General features: G+C 53.6%; 16 protein-coding genes and 1 pseudogene. 12 read left to right on the top strand and 5 right to left on the bottom strand.

Annotated features, from left to right (window positions below; genetic code table 11):
* The first annotated feature begins 22 nt into the window (after positions 1-22).
* From ACA070_RS17255 to ACA070_RS17240, 4 genes and pseudogenes are all read left to right on the top strand, one after another.
* Complete coding sequence (locus tag ACA070_RS17255; protein WP_497447605.1) at positions 23-1387, top strand: DUF1329 domain-containing protein; 1365 nt, start codon at positions 23-25, stop codon at positions 1385-1387.
* A 384-nt stretch (positions 1388-1771) separates the two neighbouring features.
* Positions 1772-2821, top strand: a pseudogene (locus tag ACA070_RS17250) (methyl-accepting chemotaxis protein); the annotation flags it as partial.
* Between the two features lie 24 nt (positions 2822-2845).
* The gene (locus ACA070_RS17245; RefSeq protein ID WP_497451970.1) at positions 2846-3727 is read left to right on the top strand and encodes a methyl-accepting chemotaxis protein; all 882 of its coding nucleotides are present in this window, start codon (positions 2846-2848) and stop codon (positions 3725-3727) included.
* Between the two features lie 130 nt (positions 3728-3857).
* A complete protein-coding gene (locus ACA070_RS17240; RefSeq protein ID WP_497447604.1) occupies positions 3858-4151 on the top strand; it encodes a hypothetical protein in 294 nt (97 codons plus the stop codon).
* Between the two features lie 154 nt (positions 4152-4305).
* On the opposite strand, the gene ACA070_RS17235 is transcribed toward ACA070_RS17240, so the two are convergent.
* The 5 genes from ACA070_RS17235 to ACA070_RS17215 form a co-directional block, all read right to left on the bottom strand.
* Positions 4306-4917 carry an IS4 family transposase gene (locus ACA070_RS17235; RefSeq protein ID WP_497447603.1) on the bottom strand — a complete coding sequence of 204 codons (612 nt, stop codon included), beginning with the start codon at positions 4915-4917 and terminating at the stop codon, positions 4306-4308.
* On the bottom strand, positions 4907-5476 hold the full coding sequence (locus ACA070_RS17230; RefSeq protein ID WP_497447602.1) for a DUF4372 domain-containing protein: 570 nt from the start codon (positions 5474-5476) through the stop codon (positions 4907-4909). Before ACA070_RS17230 ends, ACA070_RS17235 begins: the two co-directional genes overlap by 11 nt.
* A 347-nt stretch (positions 5477-5823) precedes the next feature.
* Positions 5824-6621 (bottom strand): SDR family oxidoreductase, encoded by a 798-nt coding sequence (locus ACA070_RS17225; RefSeq protein WP_497447601.1) that lies wholly within the window; start codon positions 6619-6621, stop codon positions 5824-5826.
* Positions 6622-6682: 61 nt separating this feature from the next.
* Complete coding sequence (locus tag ACA070_RS17220; protein WP_497447600.1) at positions 6683-7735, bottom strand: phosphotransferase enzyme family protein; 1053 nt, start codon at positions 7733-7735, stop codon at positions 6683-6685.
* Positions 7736-7744: 9 nt separating this feature from the next.
* Positions 7745-9022 (bottom strand): aspartate aminotransferase family protein, encoded by a 1278-nt coding sequence (locus ACA070_RS17215; RefSeq protein ID WP_497447599.1) that lies wholly within the window; start codon positions 9020-9022, stop codon positions 7745-7747.
* A gap of 419 nt (positions 9023-9441) precedes the next feature.
* On the opposite strand from ACA070_RS17215, the gene ACA070_RS17210 reads away from it, so the two are divergent.
* The 8 genes from ACA070_RS17210 to tnpB all read left to right on the top strand — a co-directional run bounded on the left by ACA070_RS17210 (position 9442) and on the right by tnpB (position 18522).
* Complete coding sequence (locus ACA070_RS17210) at positions 9442-11064, top strand: DUF1302 domain-containing protein (protein ID WP_497447598.1); 1623 nt, start codon at positions 9442-9444, stop codon at positions 11062-11064.
* Between the two features lie 157 nt (positions 11065-11221).
* Positions 11222-12292 carry a WD40/YVTN/BNR-like repeat-containing protein gene (locus tag ACA070_RS17205; protein ID WP_497447597.1) on the top strand — a complete coding sequence of 357 codons (1071 nt, stop codon included), beginning with the start codon at positions 11222-11224 and terminating at the stop codon, positions 12290-12292.
* Positions 12289-14754: an efflux RND transporter permease subunit gene (locus tag ACA070_RS17200; protein WP_497447596.1), complete on the top strand. Its 2466-nt coding sequence runs from the start codon at positions 12289-12291 to the stop codon at positions 14752-14754. The genes ACA070_RS17205 and ACA070_RS17200 overlap by 4 nt, the downstream gene beginning before the upstream one ends.
* 132 nt (positions 14755-14886) lie before the next feature.
* Positions 14887-15285, top strand: coding sequence for an amidohydrolase family protein (locus ACA070_RS17195; RefSeq protein ID WP_497447595.1), 399 nt, complete (start codon positions 14887-14889; stop codon positions 15283-15285).
* Between the two features lie 26 nt (positions 15286-15311).
* Positions 15312-15749, top strand: a complete 438-nt coding sequence (locus ACA070_RS17190) for an amidohydrolase family protein (RefSeq protein ID WP_497447594.1) — start codon at positions 15312-15314, stop codon at positions 15747-15749.
* A gap of 89 nt (positions 15750-15838) precedes the next feature.
* Positions 15839-16924, top strand: coding sequence for an aromatic ring-hydroxylating dioxygenase subunit alpha (locus tag ACA070_RS17185; protein ID WP_497447593.1), 1086 nt, complete (start codon positions 15839-15841; stop codon positions 16922-16924).
* A 32-nt stretch (positions 16925-16956) separates the two neighbouring features.
* Positions 16957-17904, top strand: coding sequence for a PDR/VanB family oxidoreductase (locus tag ACA070_RS17180; protein WP_497447592.1), 948 nt, complete (start codon positions 16957-16959; stop codon positions 17902-17904).
* A gap of 258 nt (positions 17905-18162) precedes the next feature.
* Positions 18163-18522: an IS66 family insertion sequence element accessory protein TnpB gene (gene tnpB / locus ACA070_RS17175; RefSeq protein WP_497447591.1), complete on the top strand. Its 360-nt coding sequence runs from the start codon at positions 18163-18165 to the stop codon at positions 18520-18522.
* The last annotated feature ends 14 nt before the right edge of the window (positions 18523-18536 follow it).

The following is an 18536-nucleotide window of genomic DNA, read 5'->3' as shown; positions in this document are numbered from 1 at the left end:
GTTAAAACACAGGAGCACACAAATGAGCAAACAAATGAGCAAACTATTATTCCCCCCGCTGCTAGTAGCTTTGCTAGCGTGTGGTCCTGAGGCGTTTGCAGCCGTCTCTGCCCAAGAGGCTGCGAAGCTGAACAACGAACTCACTCCGTTAGGAGCCGAAAAGGCCGGGAACAAGGATGGCACAATCCCGGCTTGGACGGGTGGCTATACTAAGCCAATTCCTGGGGACGAGCCGGGCGGGCGTCGTGGCGATCCGTTCAAGGATGAGAAACCGCTGTTCTCAATTACGCCGGCGAATGTCAGCCAGTATGCCGATAAGCTCACCGAGGGGACCCAGGCGTTGTTGAAGAAGTACCCGGAAAGCTTCCGGGTCAATGTTTACAAGACCTATCGAACCGCAGCCGCACCACAGTGGGTGTATGACAACACCTTCAAAAATGCGACCAATGGCAAGATGAATGGTGACATTCCGCAAGGTGTCTATGGCGGTATTCCTTTCCCCATTCCGCAAAGCGGTGCGGAGTTGATGTGGAATCACGTGCTGCGCTGGCGTGGCACTTCAACATCGCAAATGATCAAGACCTATCAGCTGACCGCCAATGGCGACGCCGTACTGGTTTCTGACTTTGTTCAAAACACCGAGATGCCTTACTACTTGCCAGACAGTAATCTTGAAGAACTGGCCAAGACCAATAATTATTGGCGCTCCCGCCTGGATACCATGGCACCGGCAATCCGTGCAGGAGAGGCGCTTGCCGGCATCGAAAACCTGGACGGTGACAAGTCACAATACTGGATATATCTCGTTGGCCAACGTCGGGTGCGCAAGCTGCCAAACACCTGTTGCGATACACCATCGACGGCCACTGCCGGGGTGATGAGCTACGACGAAATCTCGACCTTCTCGGGTCGGCTCGATCGGTTCGACTGGAAAATTATCGGCAAACAGGAAAAGTATGTCCCTTACAACAGTAACGGTGCGCTTCAGGTAAAAGATGACAAAGAGTTGCTGTCCAAGCATCACCTCAATCCTGAGCACGTACGTTGGGAATTGCACCGGGTTTGGGTGGTGGAAGCCACCTTGCGCAATGGCAAGCGCCACCAAGCGGTGAGAAGTCGCTATTACTGTGACGAGGACAGTTGGACATGCTTGTTGGGCGATCGCTGGGACGCTAATGGTCAACTCTGGAAGACACTTCATGCGGACGCTGTTGTTGCACCTGACGCTCCGGCAGTGGTGATTACAAGTTTTGGTTTTAACGACCTCATATCGGGTACAAGCTTTGAGACTCTCATTAATAACAAACCGAAACAGTACGCGCTCACCCCACGCTTCGACAAAGATGCGTTCTCGGCCGACTCGATGGTCGGCGACAGTTTGCGCTAGATAATCTATCTATATTTGGCACTGTCACCTGTTAAAGGCCGCTAAACCGGGAAATGGTGTCCACTTAGTTAAGTGCGCACCATTTTTTAGGTGTAATTTCATGCAGCTGAAAATTTTGCGGTGCTCTCTTTATCTGTCCTCCAATTGTTACCCAATCGGCTTTGCCAGTCATAAGGCGTATGGAGGTCGATTTGCCGATGTGAGTAATTGTCAGTCTGTCTGATAGCTGCAGGACTGGCATTTTTTTTGCGATTTTTCAAAGTGTGCCATAACCCCCATATTCGTACGGTCGACTTGCACGAGGCCGGGAGTGCACCTGAAAGGTTTTAGCTTTTACCAAGAAGTCCAGCGCATCGCGCCATCCAAAAAAATGGAGTGCTCAAAATGTTTGAGTTTGTCAGGCGCTTATTAGTTGATCTTTCTGTGGGCAAGAAATTGCTCTGTGGCTTCGGGTTGGTTCTTTTCTTGACAATAGCGGTGATGGGCACAGGTTTTTTTGCCCTAAGCTCGGTGCTCGGGCAATACCGGCAGGTCGTGCAACTGTCGACCATTGATACGCTGATCTTGCAAGCACGGCGCAGTGAGCGGGACTTTGCCATCAGCCGTGCCGAGGTTGACGCCCAGGCGGTACGCCAAGGGCTTGCCCGTGTGCGTGAGCTGTTCGGGCAATATTCGGAGTCGGTGGACGGGGACGAGAAGGCTCGTCTGCAGGCTATGGATCAGGCTGCATCGGTTTATCTCGAACAATTTGAGGCGTTTGTTGAGCAGCATGCTAAAGCCCTCCAGGCTCGACAGCAAATGACCCAGACAGCCAACGAGGCACGCAGGCAGTTCGAGACAATTGAGTTGGATATATACGATGCTCTGCGTGAGAAAAACTATGAGGGCGGTCAGTCCAATGATAATAATCCACTGGATTTGGCCGAAAAAGTGTCTGGGATGAGCAAACGCATGCTCGACCTGCGTAGCAATGAAAGTCTGTACATAATCGATGGATCTGCCGAAGCTTTGGACGCTTGGCTCTCTATCAGCACAGAGCAGGGCGCACTCGCACGTAATCTGAGCATCTGGCTGGATGAGAGGCAGCGCAATAACATCGATGCAGCCCTTGCTGCACTCAAGAGTTACCAGGACGCTTTCTTCAATTATCAGCGTGTGGTTAAGAAGACTGCCGAGATTGAAGGAGTGATGCTTGACCGAGCCCTGACTGTGCTAACGCTGGCCGAAACGGCCAAAAAACTGCAAGGCCAAGCGATGAACTCTGGCAGTCACCGCGCGTTGTTTCTGCTCGGGTTGATGGGCTTTATAGCTGTGCTGATCGGATTGTCCGCCTCCTTGTTGATAACACGTCAAATCGTCCTGCCGCTGCGCCAGGCAGTGGTCTTAGCACAGCGCATTACCGGGGGTGATCTAAGCCAGGACATCACATCAGAGCGTCGTGATGAGGTTGGCCAACTAATGACGGCCATGCAAGGCATGACTCTCAATCTACGGAACCTGATTCGGCGCATAGGTGTGAGCGTTACTCAGATATCTGGCTCCGCAGAACAACTTTCCTCCATTACTGCTCAGACCAGTAGTGGAGTGCAGACGCAGAAGCTGGAAGTCGAGCAGACAGCTACAGCCATGCATCAGATGGCTACGACTGTGCAGGAGGTCGCCCGGAACGCTGAGCAGGCGTCGCAGGCGGCCCAACAGGCTGATTCGCAGGCGCAGCAAGGCAATTGGGTGGTGCAGCAGGCAATCGGCCAGATCGGTGATCTGGCAACTGAAGTGGCGCGCTCCTCTGACGCTATCGCCGCGTTGAATCAGGAAAGCATGCGCATTGGTAGCGTGCTCGAAGTCATTCGCGGGGTGGCTGAACAGACTAACCTGTTGGCGCTCAACGCGGCCATCGAAGCGGCCCGTGCGGGTGAACAAGGGAGGGGATTTGCGGTGGTCGCCGATGAAGTGCGCGCTCTGGCTCGCCGCTCTTATGACTCCACCGAGGAAATTGAAAGGCTGATAGTTGGCCTGCAAACCTTGGCGAGTAACGCGGTGCAGCAGATGGACAGCAGTTGTAAGCAAACTCAGCGCACCGTTGCTCTGGCCAGCGAAGCTGGCGATGCTCTGATCCGCATTACCCGTTCGGTTAGTACGATTGAGCAAATGAACCAGCAGATCGCCGCTGCGGCTGAGCAGCAGAGCGTAGTTGCAGAGGTCATCAATGGAAGCATCAGCCGGGTTCGTGGCATTGGAGAGCAAAGCGCCGATGCAAGTCAGCGAACTGCAGTTTCCAGTGCAGAGCTTGCACGATTGGGAAGAGAGCTCCGAGAGCTGGTTCAGCAATTTCGAACCTGATTTTTCTGACGAGCAATTTACGGCAGGGGGAGGGCTATGAGTTTCAGTTCATCAGGCCCAACTGTGGCCTGGGACGACTGGATGCGAGATATCAATCGCATCTGCGGGGCACTTGCCGGGCGCTACTTGAGTGAAGGTTTCTATGGGAAGATCGGGTCATTTTCCAATGGGCCGTGATGGCGAGGTTACGCTGGAGGCGCTGTTGGTGCTATTGCGCCCAGTCATTGAGGTAAGTGAGGGGCAGGACAGGCGCAATCGTCTGTTTCGAAAGGCTATTGCTTTTATCGATGCGCACATCCACGAAGCTTATCTGTGTCCGGAACTGATCGGTCGTCAGGTCGGTGTTTCTGTTCGGGGGGCTGTATCGGATGTTTGCTCGCCGCTGGCTGGTGGTCTCGCAGCATATCAAAGGCTGCTGACTTGAACGTTGTGCCGAGGTTCTACGTCGGGCACCAGTCGGGCAGCCCCTTTCAACACTCGTTGGTCAATGGGGCTCTGGCGATTACTTCTACACAGCCTTCAAGGCGCGCTTCGGCATGAGTCCACGTGAACGCCCACTAGTGTCCGGTAAACACGTTTCATAGCTGAAGGCTGTCTTGGGCAGCCTTCAGCTTTTCTCGCTCCAGCCTTCGTCGGTCCCTCAACGCTGGGGTAGCGGGCCGTTCATGCAGGACATGCGCTATGCGAACCGTCAGCTCGAACAACGAGCCGGTAAATCCTGAGCGACGATGGAAAAGTTGCAGTAACAAGTAGCTGATCAAGGCACTGTAAATTTGCAAGCGCACGGCGTTTTCAGAGAAGGCATAGAAGCGTTTGAGCTTCAGATGTTGTTTGATCCATTTGAAAAACAGCTCGATCTTCCAGCGATCTTTGTACAGGGCTGCGATTTCTTCAGCTGTTCTCGTGAAGTCGTTGGTCACCAGGATTAACGGTGTGGCATGGCCCTCACGCTCAACCACGACACGTCTTACCGGTGTTTCCCGGTAGGCATTCAGGCGTTTGCCGGCCAAATGCTTTTTGCCAAACTGGACGACTTCATCGGTCATGACCGGGCTTTGCTCGGCTGCGGTCGAGTGCTCGTCCAGCACTTTGATATTGGCGTTTTTCTTCAAGCGGGTGACGAAGAAAGCCCCCTTGGTCTGCAACTGGTGCCACCAGTTGTAATCGCAATAGCCCTTGTCAAAAAACATACGTCATGCCGGCCTTAATCGGCATTTCCAGTGCGTCGCTCATGTCGTTGATGTTGGCGGGAGTAATGTTCACGTACACCGAGGCCAACTGCGCCAGATCCAGCCCGACATGCACTTTGAGGCCTTGTCTAATGCGGGTTTTCGTCGCGGCTGTCAAGCCAACGAAGTGAAGTCCGCGCAAGGTGATCGAAGTGGAATCAATCAGGCTCACCATGGCGCCGACTTCCTTGCGCTGCTGGCGGCTGATGCTGAGCAACAGAAACTCGCAGAGGTTCTGGAATGGCCGGTAGTCGCGCTTATTCAAGGCATTGGACAGGGTCGAGCGGGCAATAGGGCCGGCTTTAAGATGGTAGCTATGCGGGCCTAGAGTTTCGGAGAAATTCGCCAAGGACCGCAGGCTTGGAGCTTGGGTCAAATGACCGCTGACCAGTGTCACCAGCAATTGCCAGGACGTGCAGCGTTTGACATAGCGATCCGCCCGGTGCCTTTCGGTGGATTGCCGGAAAAACTGACGCGGGATCGCACTGAGTAGGTGGGCTAAACGGGTGCTGGTAAACATGAGTCAAAATCGAGTCTGAAAAATCAGATTATGACTGACGGCCGCCAACAGCAAGGGGGAGCAAGCTCCCCCTTCGGTTTTTACCGGACACTAGTGACGTGAATGCCGCAAGTGTCACGGTTGATCTGGCGTAAGTGGGCTCTATCTCTGCCCTGGGAATGACGATCACATCGCCCCATCGTTATTTTCAGGCGGGGCAATGTTCTCCGGCCTTAGCGGCGCAAACACACTGACTTGGTTTCGCAGTAGGCGTCCAGTCAGTCGACTCGACTTAACCCCTCGATGACCAGCGCCGGATCGGTATCAGCCAGCGCAATGGCAGGACTCTTGCCCCGAGACATCACTACTTATCGGCCGCGGTCTGTATAGAAGCCTTGCAATTGAACTGAGCTTTCTGGCGTGCATGAACCGCCGTCGACGATGATGCTCTGCCCGGTAACGTAGTTCGCCTCATCGCTCGCCAGATAGAGCATGGCGTGAGCGATGTCGTGAGGGTGACCGAGTCTTCCGATCGGTACCTGAGTAGCCATTTCCGCTTGTTCCTCGTGGCTGACTAGTTGGTCCATGGCTTGGGTGAGGATGTAGCCGGGCTCAACGGCGTTAACAGTAATGCCGTCTCGTGCGTATTCGAGCGAAGCAGCGCGGATGAATCCGTTCAGCCCGGCCTTGCTGGCCGCGTAGTGAGCCAGCAGCGGCATCGCCACACGTGGGCCGGTTACTGACGACGTGAAGAGAATGCGGCCATGGCCGCGTTCGCGCATCGATGGTGACACTGCCTGAGTCAGCCAGAAGGCGGCCTTCAGGTTTACCGTCAAGGTTTCTTCCAGTTGCGCGTCGCTGAGGTCGTCGATCGTCGCCATCGGGAATACCCCAGCGTTATGCACGAGAACATCTAATGCACCGTGCTCTGCGAGTACAGCTTCGACCAGATGCCTGGCATTATCCGCTGTACTGAGGTCGGTCTGCTGCCATTGTGCCTGGCCGCCGCTGGCGATGATGTCGGCGACTACCTTACGACCTTTTTCAGCATTGCGAGCCGCCACCACAACGTGAGCTCCTGCTTTGGCGAACACCTCGGCGATGCCCTGGCCGATGCCCTGGCTGGCGCCGGTCACTAAGGCTACTTTTCCTTTCAATCTAAACATACATCACCCCTTTGATTGACCACGCCCTTGTATGGGCTGTCGTATATTGATGGTTGGCCATTTACTCGGCTTTGGCGGAACTGCCATAGGTCCTGACAAACTCGGCGGCGAGATCGCATGCCAGTTCGGTCAAGAAGGGAACGAGTTCCCTGGCGACGTCCGACCCTTCTCGGGTTTGCACCCAGCCCAAGTAGGTGAAGCCCCGTGCCATCATGAAGACCGGCAGTTTGGCCAGGACCTTTTCAGGTAGAGCTCGATATGCTCGGTAGCCTTCGATCAGAGCGTCGTGAGCAACCTTGAAATTCGCATCTCGGCGGACGAAGTAAAGCGCAGTGGCCAGTTCAAACAGATGCCATCCGAAACCAGCGTCATCGAAGTCCAGCAGACGCACGGTATCGCCCGAGATCATTAGATTCTCCGGCACAAAATCGGCGTGGATCAGGCCGTAGTAGTCGTCGTGCTCGGGGGCCTGGGTAATTGTTTGCAGCTCGGAGCGAACAATGTTTCGTGCCGTCAGGACCAGTTGCTGTTGCTCTTCGTTGAGGCTGCGCAGTTCCCAGAAGCGCCCCCAGAAAGGGGAGTCGCCGACCAGGCCTTCAGCGTCCCAGGCATGGCGATTGAACCCTTCGGGCCGACGCCATTGTCTGCCGTGCTCGTGGAGGCGTGCGGCGATGTTTCCAATGGTCCGGTAAGTATGCTGGATCTGCTGTATGTCATCGCCGAGGCCGCCTTCAGCCGTGCCGAGCTGGCGACCTTCGATCCACTCGAACAGGTCGATCTGTAAGGTTTCGCCAGTGGAGGGTAGCGTGGCCAGAATGAACAACTCACCTTTGTCGGTCGGTACCACTACGGGCACGTCGATTCCGAATTGCTGTAGTGCAGCCATCCATTGCAGCTCGGAGCGCAACGCTGCGTCCGAGTGATAGCCGCCACGGTGCACACGGAGGGCGTAGCGGTTTCCGTTTGTGGTCTCGATTTTAAATACTGCATTTTCGCGGTATTTGATCAGGGTGACGTCCAGACAGTCCATGTTCCAGTGGTGCAACGACGCCCGTGCCAGCCCTAGCAGATTGCTCAGCATCTGCTCCTGGCTAATTTCAATGTGTTCGCTCATGGGCGGCTCCTACAGGGTTGCCAGGCAATCGTCGAGGGTATTGATGAACAGGTCGGCGTGTTCGGTCGTGAAAGGCAGCGGCGGGCGCACTTTGAGTACGTTGTCGTTCGGTCCCAGGCGGCTGATCAGAACACCGCGGTCCTTCATCAGGTTGACCACCTGCTTGGACAAGTCCCTTGCGGGCTCTTTGCTGTTGCGGTCCAGCACCAGTTCGATGCCGAAAAACAGCCCTGAACCTCGGACGTCGCCGATGATCTCGTGGCGCTGCTGGAGTGCGATCAAACCCTTGAGCGTATGCTCGCCAACCTGGGCAACATGCTCCAACAGTCGTTCTTCCTGGATAACATCCAGCACCGCCAGTCCTGCTGCGCAGGAGACCGGATTTCCCCCGAAAGTGTTGAAGTACATCACCCGCTCGCGGAAGTTGTTGACCAGATCTGCTCGAGACACCACGGCGCCGATCGGATGTCCGTTGCCCATGGGTTTACCCATGGTGACAATATCCGGAACAACACCGACCTGATCCTGGCCCCACATATGTCCGGTGCGACCGAAGCCTGACTGGACCTCGTCAAAGATCAGCAAGCCACCGGCTTCGCGTACCAAGCGAGCTACTTTTTGGACGTAGCTGGAGGGAGCGCCAGGCAGGCCCTCGTTGGCGAAGATCGGACAGATCAAAAGCCCGGCGAACCCCAAGCCGTCTGCCTTCAATGCTTCGATAGCTTTTGCGACTTCAGCGACATAGGTGTCGATGAGTGCTTCGCCCTGTAGGCCGCCGAGCGGACGATAGTGGTCGGGGAATGGCACTGCACGTACATTGAGACTTCCGGTGACGCCACCGGTAAACATGGTCGACAGCTCATCCACTGCCGCCGTATTGCCATGATAAGTACAGTTCGAACAAATGATGCCCTTGGCGCCGGTTGTCATCCTGGCTATGCGCAAGGCCAATTCATTGGCTTCGCTGCCGGTGCAGGTGAAAATGGCCATATCCAGTGATCTGTCAAAAGTCGCTGTCAGGCGCTCGGCATAATTGACTACATTCTCGTGTAGGTAGCGGGTATGTATGTTGAGATCGGCTGCCTGTTTGCAAAGAGCCTCTACTACTTTGGGGTTGCAATGCCCCACTACCGGTACGTTGTTGTAGGCATCCAAATAACGTTTACCGTCGGCGTCAAATAGCCAGACGTCTTCGCCGCGCACAATGTGTAGCGGTGTGTCATAGAAAAGCGGTGCAGCCTTGCCTAACAGCTGATTTCTGCGCTGCAGCAATTCGATGTTGGTCACCGTTCGCTCCTTTTTATATCGTTTTCGCATGTACAGAGGGTTTCAGTCGACCACTGCTGTCCAACCTCTGCAAAAAGATTTGATGTCGATCTTAGTGCTGACGAACAAGATACAAAGAGAAGGAGGGGGGGGTGTTATCCAATATTGGCATGCACCAAATCGTTGGACTGCTCTGTAACTGGAGTCGACAGGATGGGACATTCTGCGAACTCTCATCGACTTCTGGATGAGTCAGGCTTGCCGCGTTGTATTTCAATGCTTCTGCGTTTGTGATGCCAAATTAGGCTAACGGACGCCGCGATGCCTTCGTAATCTAATTTCCGTCGGAATGCTCTGACACAACTCCGGCGTTTGTCGGTGAGTGACGGGTAGTTCCATTGGTCGATGACTATGAATCAGGCACTAGCGGAACCAATAAAATGAATAAAAATAAAGCCTTGCGTCCACTCGCTATCTCCATAATAGCTATCGTGTCGCCGAGTGTTTATGCATTCGTGATTGACACTGAAAATCCAGATTTCAAGCTTCGGTGGGACAATACGGTCAAGTACAACAGCGCTTTTCGTGTCAAGGGGGCGTCCGATAAGTTGACTTCCTCGGTCAACCAGGATGACGGTGATCGAAACTTCAGCAAGGGCTTGATTTCCAACCGGTTCGACGTTCTCTCAGAGTTGGATATGAACTACCAGGGTTTCGGCGCACGGTTGTCGGGCGCTGGCTGGTATGACACCGTTTATAACGAATCCAACGATAATAATTCGCCGAGCACGGTTAACTCCTTTTCCCGTCCCTATGACGAGTTCACCAGCGATACCGAGAAATTGCACGGGCAAAAGGCCGAGTTGCTGGATGCGTTTGTTTATGGCCGAGTGCCTATCGGGGATACCAAGGCCACCTTTCGAGCGGGCAGGCATGCCCTGGTTTGGGGTGAGAGCCTGTTCTTTGGTGCCAACGGCATTGCAGGTGGGATGGCGCCGATAGATGCAGTGAAAGCTCTGTCTGTACCCAATACCCAGTTCAAGGAGCTGATTCGCCCGGTCCAGCAGTTTTCCGGGCAGCTTCAGTTAACGCCGGACGTCTCCATCGGCGCCTATTACCAGTGGCAGTGGGAAGAAACGAAGTTGCCTGCTGCTGGCAGCTATTTCTCGACCCTCGATGTTATAGGAGATGGTGCCGAGCGATTGATCGCCGGCCCTCCTGTCATACCAGGAGGTGGGCCATTGGCGCTCTTCCGAGGGAAGGACATGAAGGCCAGGAATTCCGGACAAGGTGGCGTGCAAGTACGCTTCAGCGTCGATGAAACGGACTATGGCATCTACGCGATCCGTTACCACGACAAAACACCTCAGCTTTATCTGCAACCTGGTGCCCTCAATCCTGTCAGTGGACAGATCGGTGAATACCGATGGGTTTATCCGGAAGATATCACTGCTTACGGGGCGAGTTTCAGTCGCACGTTTGGCGACTACAACATTGCCGGCGAAGTATCTGTGCGTCGCAACACTCCTCTGATCAGCGGTGGCGCGGTCGATTTGACAGGCACCGGCGATAACGATGGCAATCCGCTTTATGCCGTAGGTAATTCCCTGCATGCGCAAGTGTCTTGGTTGGCGACCCTGGGTCCATCATTCATCTCAAATGAAGCCAGTTTTCTCGGGGAGGTCGCTTGGAATCGACGCACGAGTATTACCAAGAACCCTGATCGTCTAAGCCCCAATGCTGATCGAGATGCAGCCAACATACGCGTAACCTACGAGCCATCTTATCGCCAGTTTTTTTCTGGGGTAGATATCTCCGTGCCATTAGGGCTGGGCTTCGGTATTGGCAACTCGTCAGTAGTGGGGTCGTTTAACGGAGATCATGTCGGAGATGTCAGTATGGGGTTGAAGGCGACATACCTCAACGATTGGAAAGCGGGGCTTACCTACACCCATTTCTTTGGGCCGGAAGGTACGCTCCTGGATGACACGAGTTTCACGTCATACAAACAATCGATGAAGGATCGCGACTTCGTTTCTCTTTCACTACAGCGCACATTCTAAGAGAAAGGTTTGCCCACAGGTTCGCGCTTCGTCTGTTAGGACAGGCGCTTATCATTGGGTAAACAGTGGCAGTGAACTCAGGGTAAACGCGTTGAGTATCAAAGCTGCATGCTCAACGTTTTACTGGTGAGTTACTGAACGAAGTACGGAGTCAATTATGTCAAACATGAGTAACGTTTCTCGACATTTAGCATGGTGCCTTCTTTGGGGCATGGTTCTTATATCGACATTGTCGATTGCCAATGGGGCGCCGGTTGGAGCTGCGTTAGAAAGACCCTCAATTCCCACTGTAATGGCGGCACGCTCGTACTTGCTTGGCGTGGCGCAGGCGGGAAATCGCCTCGTCGCTGTGGGGGAGCGGGGAATTGTGGTGTTGTCCGATGATTTTGGAGCGAACTGGCGGCAGGTGCAGACCCCAGTCAGCGTGACGCTGACCGGCGTGCGCTTTGCCGATGCCAGGAACGGCTATGCCGTTGGGCATGGAGGTTGCGTGCTAGTGACCTCTGACGCTGGCGAAAGTTGGACACTTAGCCTCGACGGCCGGCGGATTGCCCAGATAGTTCTTGCTGAAGCGCAAAAAAAAGGCGAAGCCCGGCCAATCGCTTTCGCGCAACGCATGGTTGAGGAAGGGGCGGACAAGCCTCTTCTCGATGTTCTGGTGCGCGATCCTCTTAATGCCGTTGTGGTGGGTGCTTACGGAATCGCCCTATCAACCACCGACGGTGGCAAGACCTGGTCATCCTGGGGAGACCGAATTCAAAACCCTGGTACGCTTCACTTGAATGCAATACGCGGCGAGGGCCAGACGATCATTATCGTTGGCGAACAAGGGTTGGTTCGCACTTCAGAGGATGGCGGTGCGACCTTTTCCATCGCCCAGACACCCTATCGGGGCAGTTATTTCACGGTAGAAATTCTATCGAAGCATGAAGTTGTCGTCGCTGGTTTACGCGGCAATGCCTTGCGCTCTGAGGATGGCGGCAAGACATGGACATCACTGGTCTCGCCGGATGAAGCGTCTATTACCTCTTCTGCGATCCAGCCTGATGGTCACTTGATTCTGGTTAATCAGGCGGGATTGGTAATGCGCGAGCGGGGAGGAAAGCTCGAACCACTCAATACCCGACCTTTTCCACCCCTTAACGGTGTGCTGCTCACATCAAACTTGAGCACGGTGGTGCTCAGTCAGCTTGGCGTACATGTAGTCAAACCTGGAGATAAGCTGTGAAGATTCAATCGTCAGACCTCTCAGGGGATGCCGCCAATTTCGATCACCAGTCGGGCTCCCTGCTGGAACGCGCGTTATTCAACAATCGACTCGTGGTCATCATTCTTTGTGCCATTGTTACCGCTTTATTGGGGTGGCAGACGACCAAGCTGGAGCTCAATGCCAGCTTTGAAAAAACCATTCCGACGCAGCACCCTTACATCCAGGAGTTCAACAAATACCAGAATCAGTTGGCTGGTCTTGGCAACGCTGTTCGCGTTGCAGTGGAGAGTCCTAAAGGCACCATTTACGATCCCGGATACCTCGATGCGTTGCGCCGCATGTCCGATGAAATCTTCCTTTTGCACGGGGTGGATCGGGCGAACATGAAGTCACTGTGGACGCCATCAACACGGTGGACGGGCGTGACCGAAGAGGGTCTTGAAGGCGGCCAGGTGATTCCTGAAGGATACGACGGCAGCCCATCGAGCCTTGAGCAGTTGCGGGCGAACATCGCCCGCTCCGGTGAGATCGGCCAGATCGTGTCCACCGACGGCAGGTCATCGGTGATCTACGTTCCGTTACTGGCCAAGGACAGCGAAGGTCGCCCCTTGAACTATGCGGTATTCGCCGGATATCTGGAACAACTGCGTCACAAGTACGAAGCCGAAGGTAATGTGGTGCACATCACAGGGTTCGCCAAGATTGTCGGCGATCTTATCGACGGTGTGCGTTCGGTCTTGGTGTTCTTCGCCATAGCCGTCGGCATCGCCACTGTTACGGTGTTTTGGTTCACCCGTTGTGCCCGCTCTACGTTGCTGGTGGTTACAGCATCGTTAATCGCAGTGGTATGGCAACTCGGACTGTTGCCGACGCTTGGTTATTCCCTGGATCCCTATTCTATTCTGGTGCCGTTTCTGGTGTTCGCTATTGGCATGAGCCATGGCGCGCAGAAGATGAATGGCATCATGCAGGACATCGGGCGGGGCGTTCCGAAGTTACTCGCCGCACGCTTCACATTCCGCCGTCTGTTTTTGGCAGGTATGACGGCACTGCTGGCCGATGCTGTCGGCTTCGCAGTGTTGCTGGTGATCGACATTCAGGTTATCCGCGAATTGGCTATTGCTGCCTCGATCGGCGTGGCGGTACTCATCTTTACTAATCTGATCCTGTTGCCGATCATGCTTTCCTACACTGGCGTCAGCGCCTTTGCTGCCAAGCGTAGCCTGCATGCCGAGTCAGCAGATGATAAAGGGCAGGGCAAGCACCCGCTCTGGTCTTTTCTGGATCGCTTCACTCAGCGCAGGATGGCTGCCTTCGCATTGGTGGGGGCCACGATCATTGGTGTGGCCGGTTTTGTCGTCAGCACCCATCTGAAAATCGGTGACCTGGACCCAGGGGCGCCCGAGCTGCGTTCTGACAGTCGTTACAACCGTGATGTGGCCTTCATGAACACGAGCTACGGTGCATCAAGCGACGTTCTCGCTGTCATGGTCGCGAGCCCCGCAGGCCAATGCTCCCAATACGAAACGCTCAACAAGATCGATTCGCTGGAATGGCAACTACGTCAGCTCCCGGGCGTCGAGACGACCAACTCACTATCTCTGCTGAACCGGAAAATGCTGGTTGGTTTGAACGAGGCCAACCCTAAGTGGTACGAGTTCCTTCCCAATCAGAGCATGCTGAACACGATCACAGCTGGGGCACCGCGCGGGCTTTACGACGACAGCTGCAGCCTGTTGACGCTTTACATCTATTTGCGCGATCACAAGGCTGACACGCTGTCTTCCGTGGTCCGGTTTGTCGAAGCATTTGCCCGCGAGAACGATACTGACGATACCAAGTTCCTGTTGGCTGCCGGGAATGCCGGTATCGAAGCGGCCACTAACATTGTGGTCAAGCAAGCCTGGTGGCAAATGCTGTTTCTAGTCTATGCCGCTGTTGCGGTACTAAGCCTGATTACCTTCCGTTCCTGGCGGGCGGTGGTAGTAGCGGTATTGCCATTGATGCTTACCTCGATACTCGCCGAGGCGTTGATGGTCACTCTCGGCATGGGCGTTAAGGTTGCGACATTGCCTGTCATCGCCTTGGGGGTGGGAATCGGTATCGACTACGCCCTGTACATCCTGTCCGTCACTTTGGCTCAGTTGCGAGAGGGTAAGAGCTTATCCGAGGCCTACTACCGAGCCCTGTTGTTTACCGGGAAGGTTGTGATGCTGACGGGTATCACGCTGGCCATTGGTGTTGTCACCTGGGTGCTAAGTCCTATCAAGTTTCAGGCGGATATGGGACTGCTGTTGGCCTTCATGTTCCTATGGAACATGTTGGGAGCACTGATCCTGCTACCGGCACTAGCACATTTCCTCCTCAGGCCGAGTGATATAGCCGCCGCTGCCGATTCGCAACAGCCTGAGCAGTCGTGTGCAGCGAAGGGCGAGGTAGATCACGGCCAGCTAAGCCACAACTTGAAAATACCGGTTTGATACCGGAGCTCCAGGCGTGGGCGACATGTCCGGACGGCGCTCATAAATCAATACATTGTCGAGAGGGGGGGCTGGCACTTGTTCCAAGTGTTTGACCCTCGAACTCACTAACTTTCAAAGAAGATGTTTGTCATGGCATATCAAGGAAATGAACTTGTTTTGGTAAACGCTTCGATCTACACGATGAATGCTGATACTCCATGGGTTGATGCCTTGGCGGTGCGAGACGGTCGGTTGGTTGAGGTGGGTAGCGAGGAAGCTGCAAGGGCTGCCGTAGGTGCCGATGCCAGCGTGATCGATCTGCAAGGGAAAATGGTGATGCCCGGCATGATGGACGTCCATAGCCACTTCGTCCTTGCAGGTCGGGCCGAGCTATACGAGGTGAATTTTCTGCCAACTGCCAGTCTCGACCAGATCATCGAATCGTTTCGCGGTGCAGCCAAAGATCGTCCGCAGGATCGGTGGATCGTCGGTGGTATTTGGGGCAGTACGTTGCTTGATCAGTTGCCTACGAGGCGCGCCTTCGTCTAGATGAGGCATCCGCTGGTCGTCCGGTCATGCTGCGAGATGATTCCCATCACAACCGCTGGCTTAACCTTGCAGGATTGAAGGCTTGTGGTATTGACGACAACACCCCCAATCCTCCCAACGGAACCATTGCGAGGCATCCGCAAACCGGTGAGGCTACCGGCTTGTTGCTGGAAACCGCTTCCGCTCTGGCTGAGGCTACGGTGTCCCGGTCATTGGCAAAAGAGCCGGAACTCGACGTCGCTGCGGCCGTTCATGCGATCAAACGCATGAATGCTCTAGGTGTCACCGGGCTTCAGGATGCTCTGACCGCGCGGATGATGATGGACGCAATCAAGACTGTGGCTGATCGCGGACAATTGACCGCCTGGGTCGTCGGCTCCTTGCCTGTATTGGAAGGAGGACCTCTTGCCTCCGAACAATGGGGAAAGGAGTTATTTGAACTGCGTGACCATCGCCACTGGTAGATCCGCTACTGCCATTTCAATCCGAGCGCATCTCGGGATGTCTGGGTGTACCGGTTGATTCCATAAAAACAAGAGATCTGGAGGAAACAATGTCCGACATTGAGCAAACCAAACCTACCTTCCCACTGAATGCGTGGTATGTCGCTGCCTGGGACTATGAGCTAGAGAATAAGCTCGCTTCTAGACAGATTTGCGGTCAGCGCATAGTTCTTTATCGGCAGAAAAATGGCGTCCCTGTTGCACTAGAGGATGCCTGCTGGCACCGGTTTCTGCCACTCTCCTCCGGTACTTTGATTGATGACGAAGTACGGTGCGGGTATCACGGGTTGGTTTACAACAATCAGGGTCGATGCACTCATATGCCATCTCAGGAAACACTGAATCCGGCAGCATGCGTAAAGACATACCCTGTGGTAGAAAAGCATCGTTTCGTTTGGATCTGGATGGGAGAAGCATCCAAAGCTGACCATTCACTTGTTCCCGATCTTCACCAAAATGAACACCAAGAATGGGCTGGCGACGGGGGGTATACAGATTTAAATTGTGATTATCGACTACTCATCGATAACCTAATGGATCTCACACACGAGACCTTCGTTCATGGCAGTAGCATCGGTAATGATGCTGTTGCTGAAGCTCCTTTTTCTCTTAAGCACAGTGACAAAGACGTCAAGCTCACGCGGTGGATGCTGGACATTGATGCGCCACCATTCTTCAAAAAGCAACTCGGCAAGCCAGGCAATGTGGATAGGTGGCAATTAATTACCTTCCAATCCCCCTCTACAGTGACAATCGATGTTGGCGTGGCTCCCACTGGCACAGGTGCTCCACAGGGAGATCGAAGCGAGGGAATCACTGGTTTTGTCCTACACAGCGTTACACCTGTTACTAAGAACTCTTGCCGTTACTTTTGGGCGTTCCTCAGAAATTACAATCTTAGTTCGCAGCGTTTAACAACAGAATGGCGCGAAGCAGTACGAGGTATTTTTGCGGAAGATAAAGCAGTTTTGGAATTGCAGCAGCTTGCCGTCGAGCGCCATCCGGAGCGAAGTTTTTACTTTCTAAATATTGATACCGGTGCAATGTGGGCTCGAAAACTTATCGAAAAACAAGTAGATGCTGAATATGTAAAATCACTCCCAAAAAGCATTCCACTCCGCCAAGTAGGCATCTAAATATCTAAACATTACTACTTGAGAAAATAAAAATGCAGCTTTATGAAACCGCAATTAAAAAAGTCGACGACTGTTGCTCAGATGTAAAAACCTTGCACATTTCGTTCATTATGACACTACCTCCGTTTGAGCCTGGAAGCCATATCGATGTAAAAGTGCACGTAGGAGACCGGGTAGAGATTCGCTCATATTCTGTAGTCCGAATAATCGATGATAGTACAGTGGTAATCGCTGTGCGGCGCTTGGTGAATAGTCGGGGCGGATCAGAATACATGCATTCTCTATCGATCGGAGACAGGCTTGAGTCTACACTCCCATCAAACCACTTTCAGCTCTCACTGCAAGCATCAGAATACTTACTCTTTGCCGGAGGTATAGGAATCACCCCAATTATCAGCATGGCACGCCTATTGAAAAAGTGCTCTTTATCGTTCCGTCTTATTTATTTGGGACGGTCACGAAACTCAATGCCATTCATTGAGGAAATGGAAAGCGAGTTTTCGGATCAACTGAGCGTATTCGCCGATGATGAATCTGGCCATGCGGATTTTTATTCGCTTATCGCGCCACTGCACGAGAACGGTGAGGCCTACATGTGCGGCCCAGTGCCGATGATGGAAGCAGTAAGAAAATCCTGGAATTTGGATAACCGAAAAGCTGACAAGATTCGTTTCGAAACCTTTGGTGGCGCGGGGGTTAGACCGTCTGAGTTATTCAGAGTGGTTGTCCCATCAAGGGGGCTCGATATAGAAGTTCCTGCAAATAAAACACTCCTAGATGTCCTTGACGAGCAAGGTGCTGAACCTTTATACAGTTGCCGTCGAGGTGAGTGCGGGGTTTGCCTAGTCGATATTGTCGCTCTTGAAGGTGAGCTCGACCACCGTGATGTTTTTTTGAGCCCACGTCAAAAAAATGATAAAAAGCAATTGTGCGCATGTGTTTCCCGAGTAACTGGCAGTATTACGCTTGAGCTCCCATAAAATATAAATGACCTAAACTGTTTGACTTAAATTCGGCGGTTTAGGTATTTTCTCGAAGTGCGTAGCTATCACATCGAAACCAAAATTTCATGCAAAGCTTGGGGGAAATTGATTTATATAGATCAGTTTTGGCAAGCTTTATTCTAGAAACTGATCAGTCAGGTATGGTGTTGCGTAACCGCTCCATGATACCCACATTCAAAGCCGCCCTCTGATCGCCGATGCTGTGCTCCCGATTTCAATCAGGAGCCCATCACCATGATGCGTCCCAATACCAGCGTTGAAAAAGTGTACCTCTACCCAAAGCCGGTAGATTTTCGAAAGTCCATTGATGGCCTAGCTGCGCTGGTCGAACTCGATATCAAGGTCGCGGTGTTTGACCCCGTGCTCTTTGTTTTTCTGAATCGCCACCGTAACCGGGTCAAAGTGTTGTACTGGGAGCGTAACGGCTTCTGCCTTTGGCTCAAGCGCCTGGAGTCCGAGCGTTTCAAGACTTCACCCGAAGAGGTGGACGAGGCTATCGTGCTGACCGTCCAAGAACTGAACTGGCTACTGGATGGATTTGATCTCTGGCGCAACCGTCCACACAAGGTTTTAACGCCAAGATTCGTCGCCTGACGGGTATAATCCGG

This window comes from Pseudomonas sp. LBUM1678 (genome assembly GCF_059695575.1).
The sequence above is the reverse complement of the archived record's forward strand: the minus strand, read 5'-3'. Positions and strand labels throughout refer to the sequence as shown.

Bases quoted from the DNA above. Each gene is read 5' to 3' on its own strand.
- ACA070_RS17195 (WP_497447595.1), top strand. From the start codon at position 14,887: ATGGCATATCAAGGAAATGAACTTGTTTTGGTAAACGCTTCGATCTAC.
- ACA070_RS17190 (WP_497447594.1), top strand. From the start codon at position 15,312: ATGCTGCGAGATGATTCCCATCACAACCGCTGGCTTAACCTTGCAGGA.
- ACA070_RS17205 (WP_497447597.1), top strand. From the start codon at position 11,222: ATGTCAAACATGAGTAACGTTTCTCGACATTTAGCATGGTGCCTTCTT.
- ACA070_RS17210 (WP_497447598.1), top strand. From the start codon at position 9,442: ATGAATAAAAATAAAGCCTTGCGTCCACTCGCTATCTCCATAATAGCT.
- ACA070_RS17225 (WP_497447601.1), bottom strand. From the start codon at position 6,621: ATGTTTAGATTGAAAGGAAAAGTAGCCTTAGTGACCGGCGCCAGCCAG.
- ACA070_RS17230 (WP_497447602.1), bottom strand. From the start codon at position 5,476: ATGTTTACCAGCACCCGTTTAGCCCACCTACTCAGTGCGATCCCGCGT.
- ACA070_RS17235 (WP_497447603.1), bottom strand. From the start codon at position 4,917: ATGTTTTTTGACAAGGGCTATTGCGATTACAACTGGTGGCACCAGTTG.
- ACA070_RS17220 (WP_497447600.1), bottom strand. From the start codon at position 7,735: ATGAGCGAACACATTGAAATTAGCCAGGAGCAGATGCTGAGCAATCTG.
- tnpB (WP_497447591.1), top strand. From the start codon at position 18,163: ATGATGCGTCCCAATACCAGCGTTGAAAAAGTGTACCTCTACCCAAAG.
- ACA070_RS17255 (WP_497447605.1), top strand. From the start codon at position 23: ATGAGCAAACAAATGAGCAAACTATTATTCCCCCCGCTGCTAGTAGCT.
- ACA070_RS17245 (WP_497451970.1), top strand. From the start codon at position 2,846: ATGACGGCCATGCAAGGCATGACTCTCAATCTACGGAACCTGATTCGG.
- ACA070_RS17185 (WP_497447593.1), top strand. From the start codon at position 15,839: ATGTCCGACATTGAGCAAACCAAACCTACCTTCCCACTGAATGCGTGG.
- ACA070_RS17180 (WP_497447592.1), top strand. From the start codon at position 16,957: ATGCAGCTTTATGAAACCGCAATTAAAAAAGTCGACGACTGTTGCTCA.